The sequence below is a fragment of the Pseudodesulfovibrio halophilus DSM 5663 genome (genome assembly GCF_059568665.1).
Window position 1 is genome coordinate 512,379 of the sequence record NZ_JCANTV010000008.1, and the last position, 13,797, is coordinate 526,175.

15 protein-coding genes are annotated in these 13,797 nt (G+C 60.2%); 6 read left to right on the forward strand and 9 right to left on the reverse strand.

The window, feature by feature from the left end:
* The first annotated feature begins 4 nt into the window (after window positions 1-4).
* Window positions 5-733, forward strand: a complete 729-nt coding sequence (locus BR24_RS04525; protein WP_496540308.1) for an amino acid ABC transporter ATP-binding protein — start codon at window positions 5-7, stop codon at window positions 731-733.
* Window positions 734-865: 132 nt separating this feature from the next.
* Entirely contained in the window at window positions 866-2,458 is a 1,593-nt protein-coding gene (locus BR24_RS04530; protein ID WP_496540309.1) for a methyl-accepting chemotaxis protein, read from the forward strand.
* A gap of 152 nt (window positions 2,459-2,610) precedes the next feature.
* On the opposite strand, the gene BR24_RS04535 is transcribed toward BR24_RS04530, so the two are convergent.
* From BR24_RS04535 to potA, 8 genes are all read right to left on the reverse strand, one after another.
* On the reverse strand, window positions 2,611-4,221 hold the full coding sequence (locus BR24_RS04535) for a methyl-accepting chemotaxis protein (protein ID WP_496540310.1): 1,611 nt from the start codon (window positions 4,219-4,221) through the stop codon (window positions 2,611-2,613).
* A 234-nt stretch (window positions 4,222-4,455) separates the two neighbouring features.
* Complete coding sequence (locus BR24_RS04540; protein ID WP_496540311.1) at window positions 4,456-4,902, reverse strand: RrF2 family transcriptional regulator; 447 nt, start codon at window positions 4,900-4,902, stop codon at window positions 4,456-4,458.
* 140 nt (window positions 4,903-5,042) lie between these two features.
* Window positions 5,043-5,633 (reverse strand): NikL family nickel/cobalt ECF transporter subunit, encoded by a 591-nt coding sequence (locus BR24_RS04545; RefSeq protein WP_496540312.1) that lies wholly within the window; start codon window positions 5,631-5,633, stop codon window positions 5,043-5,045.
* Between the two features lie 8 nt (window positions 5,634-5,641).
* A complete protein-coding gene (gene cbiM, locus BR24_RS04550; protein WP_496540313.1) occupies window positions 5,642-6,247 on the reverse strand; it encodes a cobalt transporter CbiM in 606 nt (201 codons plus the stop codon).
* 158 nt (window positions 6,248-6,405) lie between these two features.
* Window positions 6,406-7,449, reverse strand: coding sequence for an ABC transporter substrate-binding protein (locus tag BR24_RS04555; RefSeq protein ID WP_496540314.1), 1,044 nt, complete (start codon window positions 7,447-7,449; stop codon window positions 6,406-6,408).
* The gene (gene potC, locus BR24_RS04560; protein ID WP_496540315.1) at window positions 7,446-8,213 is read right to left on the reverse strand and encodes a spermidine/putrescine ABC transporter permease PotC; all 768 of its coding nucleotides are present in this window, start codon (window positions 8,211-8,213) and stop codon (window positions 7,446-7,448) included. Before potC ends, BR24_RS04555 begins: the two co-directional genes overlap by 4 nt.
* Window positions 8,210-9,076, reverse strand: coding sequence for a spermidine/putrescine ABC transporter permease PotB (potB, locus tag BR24_RS04565; RefSeq protein WP_496540316.1), 867 nt, complete (start codon window positions 9,074-9,076; stop codon window positions 8,210-8,212). Before potB ends, potC begins: the two co-directional genes overlap by 4 nt.
* Window positions 9,048-10,160: a spermidine/putrescine ABC transporter ATP-binding protein PotA gene (gene potA / locus BR24_RS04570; RefSeq protein WP_496540317.1), complete on the reverse strand. Its 1,113-nt coding sequence runs from the start codon at window positions 10,158-10,160 to the stop codon at window positions 9,048-9,050. Before potA ends, potB begins: the two co-directional genes overlap by 29 nt.
* A 324-nt stretch (window positions 10,161-10,484) precedes the next feature.
* On the opposite strand from potA, the gene BR24_RS04575 reads away from it, so the two are divergent.
* Window positions 10,485-10,628 carry a hypothetical protein gene (locus tag BR24_RS04575; protein WP_496540318.1) on the forward strand — a complete coding sequence of 48 codons (144 nt, stop codon included), beginning with the start codon at window positions 10,485-10,487 and terminating at the stop codon, window positions 10,626-10,628.
* A gap of 62 nt (window positions 10,629-10,690) precedes the next feature.
* Here the strand turns inward: BR24_RS04575 and BR24_RS04580 are convergent, their stop codons facing one another.
* Window positions 10,691-11,191 carry a hypothetical protein gene (locus tag BR24_RS04580; RefSeq protein ID WP_496540319.1) on the reverse strand — a complete coding sequence of 167 codons (501 nt, stop codon included), beginning with the start codon at window positions 11,189-11,191 and terminating at the stop codon, window positions 10,691-10,693.
* 307 nt (window positions 11,192-11,498) lie between these two features.
* On the opposite strand from BR24_RS04580, the gene BR24_RS04585 reads away from it, so the two are divergent.
* The 3 genes from BR24_RS04585 (at window position 11,499) to pyrE (ending at window position 13,788) form a co-directional block, all read left to right on the forward strand.
* Window positions 11,499-11,849: an FmdB family zinc ribbon protein gene (locus BR24_RS04585; protein ID WP_496540320.1), complete on the forward strand. Its 351-nt coding sequence runs from the start codon at window positions 11,499-11,501 to the stop codon at window positions 11,847-11,849.
* 76 nt (window positions 11,850-11,925) lie between these two features.
* Window positions 11,926-13,221, forward strand: a complete 1,296-nt coding sequence (gene purB / locus BR24_RS04590; RefSeq protein WP_496540321.1) for an adenylosuccinate lyase — start codon at window positions 11,926-11,928, stop codon at window positions 13,219-13,221.
* A 3-nt stretch (window positions 13,222-13,224) separates the two neighbouring features.
* Window positions 13,225-13,788 (forward strand): orotate phosphoribosyltransferase, encoded by a 564-nt coding sequence (gene pyrE, locus BR24_RS04595; RefSeq protein WP_496540322.1) that lies wholly within the window; start codon window positions 13,225-13,227, stop codon window positions 13,786-13,788.
* The last annotated feature ends 9 nt before the right edge of the window (window positions 13,789-13,797 follow it).

Here is a 13,797-nt window from a genome sequence, read left to right on the forward strand (position 1 = left end):
GCCCGTGATCAAGATAGATAAGCTGCACAAGAGTTTCGGGGACTTTCAGGTTCTCAAGGGCGTTGACCTGCACGTGAAGCAGGGCGAGGTGGTGGTCATTCTCGGGCCTTCGGGCTCCGGCAAATCCACCGTGCTGCGCTGTATCAACAAGCTGGAGGAGCCCACCGACGGCACCATCGTGGTCGACGGGTTCGACATCATGGATCCCCGAACGGACATCAACTACGTCCGCACCGAGGCCACCATGGTCTTCCAGCAGTTCAACCTTTTCCCTCACATGTCGGTGCTGGACAACGTGACGCTCGGCCCCATCAAGGTTCGCGGCATGACCCGCAACGAGGCCAACTCGCTCGGCCTCGACCTGCTCGCCAAGGTCGGACTCGAAGACAAGGCGCACAACTACCCGGACCAGCTCTCCGGCGGCCAGAAGCAGCGTGTGGCAATAGCGCGCTCGCTCGCTCTGCGCCCCAAGGTCATCCTCTTTGACGAGCCCACCTCCGCGCTGGACCCGGAGCTGGTCGGTGAAGTGCTCGAAGTCATGAAGCGTCTGGCCCGCGAGGGCATGACCATGGTCGTGGTGACCCACGAGATGGGCTTTGCCAAGGAAGTGGCCGACCGCGTCATCTTCATCGACGAAGGCCGCATTCAGGAAGAGGCGGAGCCCGAAGAGTTTTTCTCCAACCCCAAGCACCCCAGACTCAGGGACTTCCTGAGCAAAGTGGTTGCCGAGTAGATTCGTTCGAACATGACCTGCGCAAAGGGCACCCTCGAGGTGCCCTTTTTTGTTGGCATGAAAATTATCACAGACACGCCCGCTGTTTACTGCTAATTTTGCGTAAAACTTTCCATTATCGAGGGGGATGACATGTTGCGCAGACTTTCAATCAACGCCCGAATGCTCGGACTGACAGGGCTCATGGCGGTTTTTTCCGCCGTGTGTCTGTTTGTGTTCCTGCAGGGGATTGGCTCCGTTGCCGACATAGGAATCGACAATTCCGTGGAAGCCATGACCAAAGGCGAGCACCGCAAGCTCGAGGTCTCGACTCATTCGCTGGCGCTGGCGCTTTCCGAGGCGGTGCAAAATGTGCCGCAGAATGAGCGGGATGATGTCATCCGCGGACTCATCAAGGACATCCGTTTCGAAAAGGACAAGTCCGGCTATTTCTTCGTCTACCGTGGAACCACGGTGGTCAGCGTACCGCCCAAGCCCGAACTGCAAGGCAAGGACCTGGGAGGCGCCGAGGACGTTAACGGCGTACGCTTCGTGACCGAACTGAGCCGGCAGGCGGCATCCGGGGGTGGGTTCGTGAACTACGTCTTTCCCAAGCCGGGCAAGGGCGACCAGCCCAAGGTTTCCTATGCCGAAATGATTCCCGGCACCGACATGTGGATCGGGACCGGCGTCTACATGGATAATGTCGCCGCGGAGCGCAAGGCCCTCGAATCCAAGATCGACACTGTAACCGATTCGTATACATGGGGCGTCGGGGCCGCTGTTGTCGGCTTCTTCATCATTGTCATCCTGCCGCTGTGTCTTTTCATCAACCGGAGCATCGTCAAGCCGCTCGAGGTGTCGGTGGAGGCCGCGGGCATGGTCGCGAAGGGCGATCTGACCCGCTCGTTCTCCATTCAGTATCTTGATCTGCCGGGGATGGTGAACAACACCCTCAAGAGCATGACCGAGAAGCTCAGCGGCATCGTGGGTGAAGTCAAGAGCACGGCGGAAAACGTGGGCGACGGCAGTCACGAGGTGAGCAACTCTGCCAACGACCTTTCCTCCGGAGCCAGCTCGCAGGCGGCCTCCGTGGAGCAGGTCTCGTCTTCCGTGGAAGAGATGCTGGGCAACATCGAGCGAAATTCGGAAAATGCCCGCGAGACCGAGCGAATCGCGGTCAAGTCCGCGCAGGATGCCGAACGGGGCGGGGACACCATGCTCGAGGCCGTGGAGTCCATGAAGGACATCGCGCAGAAGATTTCCATTATTGAAGAGATAGCGCGTCAGACCAACCTGTTGGCGCTGAACGCCGCCATCGAGGCTGCCCGCGCGGGCGAAGCGGGCAAGGGATTCGCCGTGGTCGCGGCGGAAGTCCGCAAGCTCGCGGAGCGAAGCGGCGGCGCCGCCGCCGAGATCGGCGAACTGTCTTCCGCCACGCTCGGCAAGGCGGATGAAGCCGGCGAACTGCTGCGCAACATGGTCCCCGACATTCAGCGCACCGCCGAGCTGGTCAAGGAAATCGTCAGCGCCAGTGAAGAGCAGGGCTCGGGAGTCAAGGAGATCGCCACGGCCATCCGGGAACTGGACGGGGTTGTCCAGAACAATGCCGCCGCCTCCGAGGAGCTGGCCTCCACAGCCGAGGAGCTCAGCGCACAGGCCGAACAGCTTCTGCGTGTGATGGGCTTCTTCAAGGTCAAGGAACGCCATGGCGACAATAAGCGCCAGCCGCTGCCACCTGCGTAGGCAGGACCCATGTCGATAAGCGAGGCCGCACGGAAGGGCGGCCTTTTTTTGCCCCGAGAGGCGGCAATCGAATGCATTGTTTCAATGGCGGGAGCACAGAAAAAACGGGTGCGGAACCATTTCCGCACCCGTACCCACTGCCGGGGAGGAGGCTATTCCGGCAGCTGCTTCATGTCGGGGGCAAGGTCATCGTCATCATAACTGTCCTCGGTTTCATTCACCCGGAAAAACGCCGTGGTGTCCTTGAGGTCGTCAGACTGATCGGAGAGGCCGTTGGCCGTGGAGGCAATCTGTTCGGCTGCTGCGGCATTTTGCTGGATCACGTCGTCCAGGTCCTGTATGGCCGTGTTGATCTGCTCCGCGCCGGAACTCTGCTCGTTGCAGGCGGAGGAAATCTCCTGAACCAGCTCCGCCGTGCGCTTGATGTCGGGCACGAGGTCCGCAAGGAGTTTGCCCGCGCGGTCCGCGACCTGAACGCTTGAATTGGAGAGCTCGCTGATTTCACCTGCCGCATTGCCGCTTCGCTCCGCGAGCTTGCGGACTTCTGCGGCTACGACGGCGAATCCCTTGCCTGCTTCTCCGGCGCGGGCGGCCTCGATGGCGGCGTTCAGCGCCAGCAGATTGGTCTGGCGTGCGATTTCCTCGATGATGGAAATCTTTTCCGCAATATGCTTCAGCGCGTCCAGCGCTTCGCCAAGGGCATTGCCGCACTCCTCCGCATCGCTGGCGGCCTTGTTCGCTATGGACTCCGTGTTGTCTGAGTTCTCGGCTGTCTGGCCGATACTGCTCGTGATCTGCGCAACGCTGGAAGCCACCTGCTCAATGTTGGCGGCCTGTTGCGAAGCGCCTGCCGAGAGGCTGTTCGCCGCTCCGGAAAGTTCCTGACTCATGTCCGCCACGCCGATGGTCACGTTCCGGACCCGGGCGATGACGCCGGACAGTGAGCCGACCATCCTGTTCAGGGAGCGGCTGACAAGGCCGATCTCGTCTCGCGAGTCAGTGTCGAGCTTTGTCGTGAAGTCGCCGGATGCCATGGACTCCGACAGGCCCTTGATGCTGAACAGCGGACGTATGACCGAGCTGCGCATCAGCATCCAGACCGCTGTGGCGATGCCCGCGAGGATGAGCATGGTCCAGGCTGTGGTGGAAAGTGCGGCGGAGCGGACCTTGGCGTTCGCCTCTTCAAGAGAGGTGATGATCTCGAACGCCCCGTGTATTTCTCCGGCTTTCCAGCCTTCCTTGGTGCCGCCCACGGCATCCTTTTCCCCGGACGGGTATCCGTGGCAGTATAGACAATCCTCCGTCAGCCGGATTGCGCGAAAATACCGTATCTGGTTTTCTTCATGGACGACTTTCTCGGTGAGATTCTCGGCCTTCATCTCCCGCAGGACCTTCCGTTCCAACTCGGTGGGTTTGTTCTTCGGGTTTCGCGGGTCCTCCTTGGGGACTCGGAACTTGTATCCGGCTTTTTCCGCATTGGTTTCCGCCATGCGGATGGCCGTGATGACCGGGACGGCCTGAACCACCTTCTCATCCGGGAGTTCATCGAGCGGTCTGATGATTCCCTTGGCCAGCTTGTTGGACATTTCAGTTCTCGCGGCTTCCGCCATGAGGACGATGGCCCTGCTTTTTTCCAGCAACGACTCGTCCGCACCGGTACGAATGGCTCGCACTTCCTGATACGCCATGATCAGCGCCACGATGACCGGGCCCGCGACCGCTATGCCCAGTGTTTTCCATTTGACGCTCATGTTCTTGAGCATTTTCACTCCTGATGTTTGGCGGTTCCCGTCCAGGCGGCTCGTGTGCCCGCTTCAAGCTGTCTCATGGCCAGAAACCCCGTCGCCAGAAGACTGCCGGGCTGCACGTCCGATTATTGAAAACCGTATCAGATCAAACGTGTGGGCGAATTATTATAATGACGTATATTGATGTGCGTAAAAAAGGCCGACCCCGATATCGGGGACGGCCTTGAGATACCATCTTGGTTCTTTGAATCAGAAGAGGGGGGTGCCGATTTTATCCGGCTCCGAGCACTGGCCCACGTCACTGAGAAGCTCTGAGAGCGTGATGGAGTTGAGCTTGTCGTACATGGCTTCCGCAGCCTGCTGCCAGAGAGAGCGCGTCAGGCATGACTCCGCACGGGAGCAAACGGACGGATCGCCGGTGCACTCGACGAGGCTGGTGCCGCCTTCCAGAACGCGCACGATCTCTCCCACCGTGATCTCGGACGGGTCCCGGGCGAGCATGTGGCCGCCGCGGGGGCCGCGCTTGCTCTTGATGAATCCGGCCATCTTGAGTTCGCGAATGAGCTTTTCGAGGTATTTGACGGAAACGCCCTGCCGTTCGGCGATGTCGCCGATGCGAACCGGGGTCTCCTGGCCGTTCTGGGCAATGTCCAGCGCCATCCTTGTGCCGTATCTGCTTCGTGTCGTGAGTCTCATGATTATTCCCTACAAAATGTGCGGATATATCAATTCGGACGGTAAATCAATACCGATTACGCCAATGCAACATTTCATTCCATTATGGTAGGAAAAATTCGAGAGGCTGGCAAGTCCGGATTTTCGATAAGAAAACCTGCTCAGCCGCGACGGGAGCGAGCGTATGCCAGCAGACCGCCAAGGCCGACAAGCCAACCGATACCGCCGAATATTTCCTTCATTCCTGGGCCCTTGTCCTGCATCTGGGAGAGCATGGACTTGACGGGAGCCAGCTCCTTCCGAAGCTCTTCGCGAACCATGCGCCGCAGGTCGGCCTCTGTCGGGACAGGTGCGCCGGTTCGTTCAGCCTTCGCGGAGGGCGCTGCGTCATTGCCGCCTTCGGGGGGACTGGGGGCAGCCTGCGGAACTATCTCAGAGGCGCGTACGGTCCAGTCGGCCTGATGCCCTTCTCCGGCGTGTATGACGAGCTTGAGGTCCATGCTGCCGTCGCGAGCCTCTTTCGGTATGGTGAAAGCGAAGTGGCCAGTTTCATCGGTGGTGCCTGAGAGCAGCTCCCGGCCGTCGGGGGCGTGCACGGTGACAGTCCCTTTGTTGACCCGGTTGCTGCGGCTGTAGCCGCTGTCCGTGACGATGCGGTCACCGTCGACATAGGCGAAAATGTTCACTCCGTGGGCCGGGGCGAGGGCGGGGAGACACAGGGTGAGGGCGAGAGCAAGGATGAAGTGGCGCATGTGGACTCCTAGGCGGCGCTGCCGTGCAGGATTTCGGGTTTGACACGGGCGAGAAAGGTGTAGGCGAAGCCGGTGACGATGCCTTCGATTATCATGACGGGCAGGTGGGCCAGTGCCATTGCTTTGGCAGGTGCAATGAACGCTTCGCCGGAGAAGGCCAGCGAGGCGGCGGTGAGCAATGTGCTCAAAAGGACCGCCGAAAAGCCGCAGGCGAACGCGCCCGCAAAGCTGCGGCTGCCGCCTGAGCGGAGCATGGGGCCGAAGACATACCAGCACAGTACGGCCGGGGCGGCCATGTTGAACGTGTTCAGGCACAGCACGGTGAGGCCCCCGTATTGAAAAAGAACCGCCTGCAGAAGCAGGCCGGTGAGTATGGCGGGGAACGCGGCCCAGCCCAGAATGACGCCCAGCAGGCCGTTGAGTATCAGATGGGCGTTGGCCGGGCCGATGGGGACGTGAATCAGTGAGGCCACGAAGAACGCGGCGGACATGATGGCTGCCCCCATGACCTTGTCGTAATCCATTTTGCCAAGGCCGATGGCGGTTCCCGCTGCGCCGAGCAGGCCTCCGCCGATGAGCACCTGTGCCGTGAGTACGCCTTCCGAAATGTGCATGAATTCTCCGGTGGGCCATGTTTCGTGTGAAGAATGAAAAAGACGTATACACCCCGGCAAAAAGGAAAGCAAGTCGGGGTGCGCTTGAAGCGGAAAAAATGAAAAGGGCCGCCCCGAAGACTCGGGACGGCCCTGCATGGACGGTAGCTGTAGGGGGCTTAATTGCCGCTTTTGAGCAGGTTCCAGTATTTTTCGTAGGTAACCACGGCTTCTCCCACGTCATCCTGAAAGTCGGACTTCTTCATGACTTCCGCGGGCGGGAAAATGACCGGGTTGTTGCGCAGCTCTTCGGGCAGCAGGTCCATGGCCGCCTTGTTCGGGGTGCCGTAGCCCCACTCGCGCACCATCTGCGCCGCCACTTCCGGGCGCAGGATGTAGTTGATGAAGGCGTGCGCCTCCTCCACGTTCTCGGCGCCGGCGGGGATGGCCAGACAGTCCATCCACATGATGCCGCCTTCTTCTGGCCAGTGGAACTCGAGAGACTCGATTTCGCCCGACGCCACGTAGGCCTCGCCGTTCCAGATCATGCCCACGGAAACCTCCCCGTTGAGGAAAGGCGTCTTGGGCGTGTCGTTGTTGAAGGTGCGCACGGCGGGGAAGAGCTTCTTGAGTTTCTCGTAGGCCTCTTCAATGTGCGCGTGGTCGGTGTCGTTGATGGAGTAGCCGAGTGACGCCAGCGCCATGCCGAAGACTTCGCGAACGTCGTTCTGCAGCTGGATCTGTCCTTTGTACTTCTCGTCCCAGAGGTCGTCCCACGACATGGATCCGGGGTTCTCGTACCATTCGGTGTTCAGCAGGAGGCCGCTGCCGCCCCAGCTGTATGGGACCGAGTAGGCGGCCTCGGGGTCGAAGCTCTTGCCGAGGAAGTCCTTGTCAAGATTTTTCCAGTTGGGAAGCATGGATTTGTCGAGCTCGCGCAGCAGGCCTTCGCGGCGCATCTTGCTCACGAAGTAGGTGGAGGGCACGATGACGTCGAAGCCCTTGCCGTCCATGAGCTTGAGCTTGGCATACATGGCTTCGTTGCTGTCATAGGTGGAGTAGACCACCTCGATGCCGGTCTCCTCCGTGAACTGCTCCAGCACGCCCTCGGGGATGTATTCGGTCCAGTTGTACACGTACACTTTTCCGGAACCGGCAAAGGCCGTGGCCGCAGACAGCAGTGCCGCGGCGAGAAGCGCGGCGACGGTCACGAGTCGTTTCATTTCTTTTTCCTCATCAGCAGTTGCGAAGTGAAAACAAGGCATACGGTGATGCCGACCATGATCGCACTCAGGGCGTTGACGTCCGGTTTCACGCCCATCCTCACCATTGCATATATGCGCAACGGAAGAATTTCAAAGTCGGGGCCCGTTACAAAAAAGCTGATGATCACGTCGTCCATGGACAGCGTGAACGAAAGCAGCCATCCGGCCAGTACTGCGGGCAGACACATGGGCAGAATGATGTGCCTAAAGGTCTTGTATTCGCCTGCGTAAAGGTCTTCGGCCGCTTCAATCAAATGTGGATCGAATCCGTTGAGCCGCGACATGACCGTGGCGGTGACGAAAGGCGTGCAGAAGGTCACGTGGGCGATGAGCAGGGGCCAGAATCCCGGCTCCATGCCCAGCAGCATGAAGAGCAGCAACAGGGACACGCCCATGACGATGTCCGGGCTCATCATGATGACGAACACGCCCGCCTTCAGGATGTTCTTGCCGTGGAAACGGTAGCGGTACAGCGCCACGGCCAGCAGCGTGCCGAGGCAGGTGGCCAGCGTGGCGGCCAGCACCGCGATGGTCAGGGAATTGAGAGCGGCGTCCAGCAGCTGGTCGTTGCCCATGAGCTTGACGTACCACTTCCACGTGAAGCCCTTCCACGCGGTGGAGTATTTGGAATCGTTGAAGGAAAAGATCACCAGCACGATGATGGGCAGATACAGAAACAGGTAGACCGGCAGGAGCCGGAGCACGGTGGAAAAGCGTCTCACAGTTCGGAGCCTCCCTGCTGTCCCAGCTTGCGGGAGCTTCTGCCGTAGAGCCACATGAGGCCGAGCATGAGCAGCGTCAGCACCACCGATGCGGCGGAGCCCACGGGCCAGTCGCGCGCGGTAAGGAACTGGTTCTTGATGAAGTTGCCCACGATGAGGTGTTTGCCGCCGCCGAGGATGTCCGGAATGAAGAACATGCCCAGCGCGGGCAGAAATACCATCATGCAGCCCGCGATGATGCCGGGCCGGGTCAGGGGCAGCACCACGTGGAAGAAGGTGCGCAGACCGCTGGCTCCGAGGTCCTTTGCGGCTTCAATCATTCGGCCGTCGAGCTTCTCGATGGATGAGTATAGCGGCAGGATCATGAACGGCAGCAGGGTATAGGTCAGCCCCGCGAAGATGGCGAACTCGCTGTACATGAAGGAGACAGGCCGCTCCGCAAAGCCGAGGCCGGTGAGCATCATGGAGATGACCCCGCGTCCCTTGAGCACGAAGACCATGGCGTAGGTGCGGATCAGTGAGTTCGTCCAGAACGGGATCATGACCAGCAGGAGCAGCAGCCCCTTGTGTCTGGAGTGCAGCCGGGCCAGTGTCCACGCGAATGGATAGGCGGCCAGCAGGCAGATGAGCGTCGCGGTGCCAGCCAGATAGACGGACTTGAGCAGCACGTCCAGAAACACCGGGCTCAGGATTGTTGTGTAGCCGTGCAGGGAAAAGTCGAACGCGACGAACGCGGCCTCGTCCCGCTCCAGAAAACTGGTCAGCAGGATGAGCAGGTTCGGAACCAGCACGAAGGCGGCCATCCAGAAGACAGCCGACCCGAGGGAAATGCGCCTAAACAGGCGGGACGTCCTGATCTTCATCGGGCAGTACAACCTCCCATCCCTTGTACCAGCTGACCACGATGCGGTCGCCGGGCTTGTGCCAGATGCGGTCGTCGTCCTCGTTGAAAAACTCGGTCACGAGAATGTTCTTGCCTGAGTCGGTGGCGATGACCATGTCCCAAGTGCTGCCCTTGTACACGGTTTCCGTCACCGTACCGGGCAGCCACAGGGCGTGCTGCGTGTCGCCCTCCAACTCCACGAGGATGTCTTCGGGCCGCAGGATGATCTTGATCGGCTGGCTCGGTGCGAAATCCTTGGAAGTCTTGAGTTCGCAGGGTACACCTTCCACGATGGCGTGCAGGGTGTCGCCGTCCTTGGAGACGGCTTCTCCGTCGAGGATGCTTGTTTCGCCCACGAACCGCGCCACGTACAGGTTGACCGGCTCTTCGTAGACCTCTTCGGGGGTGCCGATCTGCTCGATGCGGCCTTCGTTCATGACCACCACGCGGTCGGACATGGCGAACGCCTCCTCCTGATCGTGGGTGACGAAGACGAAGGTCATGCCCAGCTCACGGCACATGCGCTTGAGGCGGACCTGCATCCGCTTGCGCAGCTTGGCGTCCAGCGCCGAGAGCGGCTCGTCCAGCAGCAGGGCCAGCGGCTTGTTCACCACGGCGCGGGCTATGGCCACGCGCTGCTGCTGCCCGCCGGAGAGTCGGTCCGGCATGCGGTCGGCCAGATGCGCGAGGTCCACGAGGTCCAGCGCCTCGTTCACGCGCTCGTCGATTTCGCGGGCCGGGACGCCGTGCATCTTCAGGCCGAAGGCGAGGTTGTCGCGTACGCTCATGTGCGGAAAAAGCGCGTAACTCTGAAAAACGGTGTTGACGCGGCGGCTGTTGGCGGGCTTGTCGTTGATGCGCTCGCCGCCGAGCTGCATGGAGCCCTCGTCGGGCGTCTCGAAGCCGGCGAGGAGTCTGAGGATGGTTGTCTTGCCGCAACCGCTCGGGCCGAGGATGGTCAGGAATTCGCCGTCCCTTATGTCGAGGCTTACCCTGTCCAGAACGATGGTGTCGTCGAATCTCTTCACGAGATTGTCCAACCGAATGATCGGATCGGTGGTCATTCCGGTCCCCCCATTACACTAATTTCCGGGCCGTTCCGGTCTCGGCCGGACGTGGCGTAGTATATTTTTTTTGGCGTGATGAAAACCGTAAATTTCATATTCTGCGTCAGCGGTGCCCGTGATTCCGGCCAGGCGCGGCCAGTGCGAAGCAGCCTGAGAGGGCAACTATTGCATATCCGGGAATATTTTGCACGCTGGCTTCAGCGATTCCGGTTTTCCTTTGCCGGGAAGGTCCGGGCGCGCCATGCCCGAGCCGGGATTTGCCGCAGGGCACGGGGTTTGCTATGGTTGTTGCAGTACAAAGTCTCGCGCACAGGATGCATCATGGAAAGAAGACGGTTTTTACGTTGGTTCGCCGCAGTGCCCGCGCTGCTGCTCGCGACCCCCGTTAAGGCGGGCAAGAAAAAGGTCGTGATAACCGGCAAGGGCGGCAAGGTCACCGACGTCAAGGAAGACTCCGACAAATAGAAAAGGGCGCGACATCCCGCATGGAACGCCGCGCCCGGAGCGTCTGCCGTGAAGCGAAAAGGCTACTGAACCGTTTCGCAGGAAGGGGATTCAGGGTCGGTGTTGCGGAGTTTGGCGAGGTAGTCCTTGACCTCGTCCAGTTCCTTCCACTCGTTGAAGCTCTGTTCCCAGTCGGAGAAGAAGAGCTCTTCCTGTTCCAGAATGGACTCGTGCATTTTGACCCAGATGTTGAAGACGTACATGTCTATCTTGAACTGCGGCGAGTCAAACACTCTGGGGACGACGGAAGGGTCGTACTTCTCGCCGTCCAGATTGGAGGCGATGTGCGCGCACACCGTGTCGTGGCTGGACTGCTGGGTGATGGCATGGTCGTTCATCACCTCGGCCAGGCTGTGAAGGCGCGGGTACTCCGACTTGATTCGCTGCATGACCTCTTCGGGGACTTTTACGAAAAGTGTTCCGTCTTCCTTTTCGACAATATAGTGGAAGCGGAGCCACTGGTCGAACTGGAAAACCTGGACCGCGTCGTTGATGGCGGCCTTGAGACTCAAGCTTTTGATCATCTGGGTTCTCCTTGGCGATTTTCGTTGCCGGGAAATATGGTCACGATTCGGGCCCGCGTCAAGTCCGACGATGCTTGCGGGGGGGACTGGACAATCAGGGCGGGTTGGGGTATGCATCTCGGCTCGCAAGAATCAAATCGGCCCGAGGGCCGCATTCAAGGAGAATACCATGGCCAAACACAAGAAGCACGAACGCAAGAAGAAGCTCGACCGCAGGCGTCAGCGCCGCGAAAAGAACCTCAAGGCCCGCATCAAGGAAGCCAAGGCTGCTGCAGCCAAGTAGTTTTCACCGGAGGTGAGGGCCCCCATGCCCATCTACGAATATCAATGCGAAAAGTGCGCCCGCGTGTTCGAGGAATGGCAGTCCGGATTCGACGAAGTGGATCAGGAATGTCCCGAATGCGGCGCGGCGGGAAAGCGGCTGATTTCCAACACGTCTTTTATCCTCAAGGGTTCCGGGTGGTATGTCACGGAATACGGCGGGAAGAAGGACGTGGATGGTCAGACGGCCGCTGATTCGGGCGAGGGAGGCGGCGAGGCCGCCGATACCTCGTCCGGGGATTCCGGTGACGCGGCTTCCGCCGCTTCCGGAGGCAGTTCTCCGAGCGACTCCGCCCAGAGCGCTTCGGGAAGTGCATCCTCGCAGGCCGACGCCTGACCGGATGCAATGAAGGCAGCCGAGGCTGCCTTTTTTTACGGCCTAAACAAACCGACAACGATTTCGGGAGAAGGGCATGATTGAACGGTATTCCCGTCCGGAAATGGCTGATCTCTGGACTCTTGAGAACAAGTTTCGCGTCTGGCTCGAAGTGGAGCTGGCGGTCTGTGAGGCATGGCATGAGCAGGGACAGGTTCCCGCCGACGCCATTAAGGACATCCGCGAAAAGGCGGACTTCGACCTCGACCGCATCCTCGAAATCGAGCAGACCACCAAGCACGACGTCATCGCCTTCCTGACCGCCGTGGAAGAGAAGGTCGGCCCGGCCTCGCGCTATATCCATCTGGGCTGCACCTCTTCGGACATAGTGGACACCGCCAACGGCGTGCTGCTGACCCGCGCCGCCAAGGTGGTGCTGGACAGCCTCGACAATCTGCTGGAAGTGCTGCGCCGCCGCGCCTTCGAGCACAAGGGGCTGCTCTGCATGGGCCGCACGCACGGCATCCACGCCGAGCCCACCACCTACGGGCTCAAGTTCACCGGGTTCTACGCGGAGTTTGCACGCCACCGCGAGCGCCTGCTGGCCGCCATGGAGGGAATCCGCGTCGGCAAGCTCTCCGGAGCCGTCGGCACCTTCGCCCACCTCTCCCCGGAGATCGAGGAGCGCTCGCTGGAGATTCTCGGCCTCAAGGCGGATCCGCACTCCACCCAGATCGTGCAGCGTGACCGTTACGCGCATTTCTTTACCACGCTGGCCATGATCGCCGGCGGCATAGAGCGCCTCGGCACCGAGCTGCGGCATCTGCAGCGCACGGAAGTGCTGGAAGTGGAAGAGGGATTCACCAAGGGGCAGAAGGGATCATCGGCCATGCCGCACAAGAAGAATCCCATCTCCGCCGAAAACCTCTGCGGGCTCTCCCGCATCGTGCGCACCAACTCCGTCGCGTCCATGGAGAACCAGGCGCTGTGGCACGAGCGCGATATCAGCCACTCCTCGGTGGAGCGGGTGATCATGCCCGACAGTACAATTTTAATGGACTACATCCTGCGCCGCATGGCAGGAGTGATCGACAGGTTGGTGGTGAAAGAGGACAATATCCACAGGAATCTCATGGGTTCCTACGGCCTTTTCTACTCCCAGCGGGTGCTCGGTCAACTCATCGCCGCCGGGCTCAAGCGTCAGCAGGCGTATGAGATGGTGCAGAAGGTCGCCATGCGCTGCTGGAACGGTCGGCTGCAGTTCGAAGACGAGATTCGCAGCGACGCAGAAGTGGCCGAGCATCTGGAATCGAGCGCTCTTGACGAAGCGTTCGACCCAACATATTACAAAAGATACGAAAACACGGTTTTCAACCGCGTGTTTGGAGAATAACGAATGGAAGAGTTGAAAGTCGGCCTTGCCAAGCTGCTGATGCAGCTTTCCTATGTTGAAGGCGAAGTGACCCTCACTTCCGGCAAGAAGAGCGATTACTACTTCGACTGCAAGCAGACCGCACTGCACCCCGAAGGCAGCTGGCTCATAGGCAAATGCTTTCTGGAAATGCTCAAGGGGCGGCCCGAAGTGCAGGCCGTCGGCGGCATGACGCTCGGCGCGGATCCTCTGGTCTCTTCCGTGACCGTGCTCTCGCATGTGGAAGGCCATCCGCTTCCCGGGTTCATCATCCGCAAGAAATCCAAGGGGCACGGCACGAACCAGTACCTTGAGGGGCTTCGGAATCTTCCCGACGGCGCCAAGGTGGCGCTTCTGGAAGATGTGGTCACCACCGGCGGCACGCTGGTCACCGCCTGTGAGCGGGTTCGCGACGCCGGGTTCGAGATCGTTTCCGTGCTCTCCGTTCTGGACCGTGAAGAGGGTGGCCGGGAAAAGCTCGAAGAGGCCGGACTCTCCCTCGAATCCATCTTCACCCGCAGCCAGTTGCTGGAAGCTGCGAAACGTTAACCGGAATCA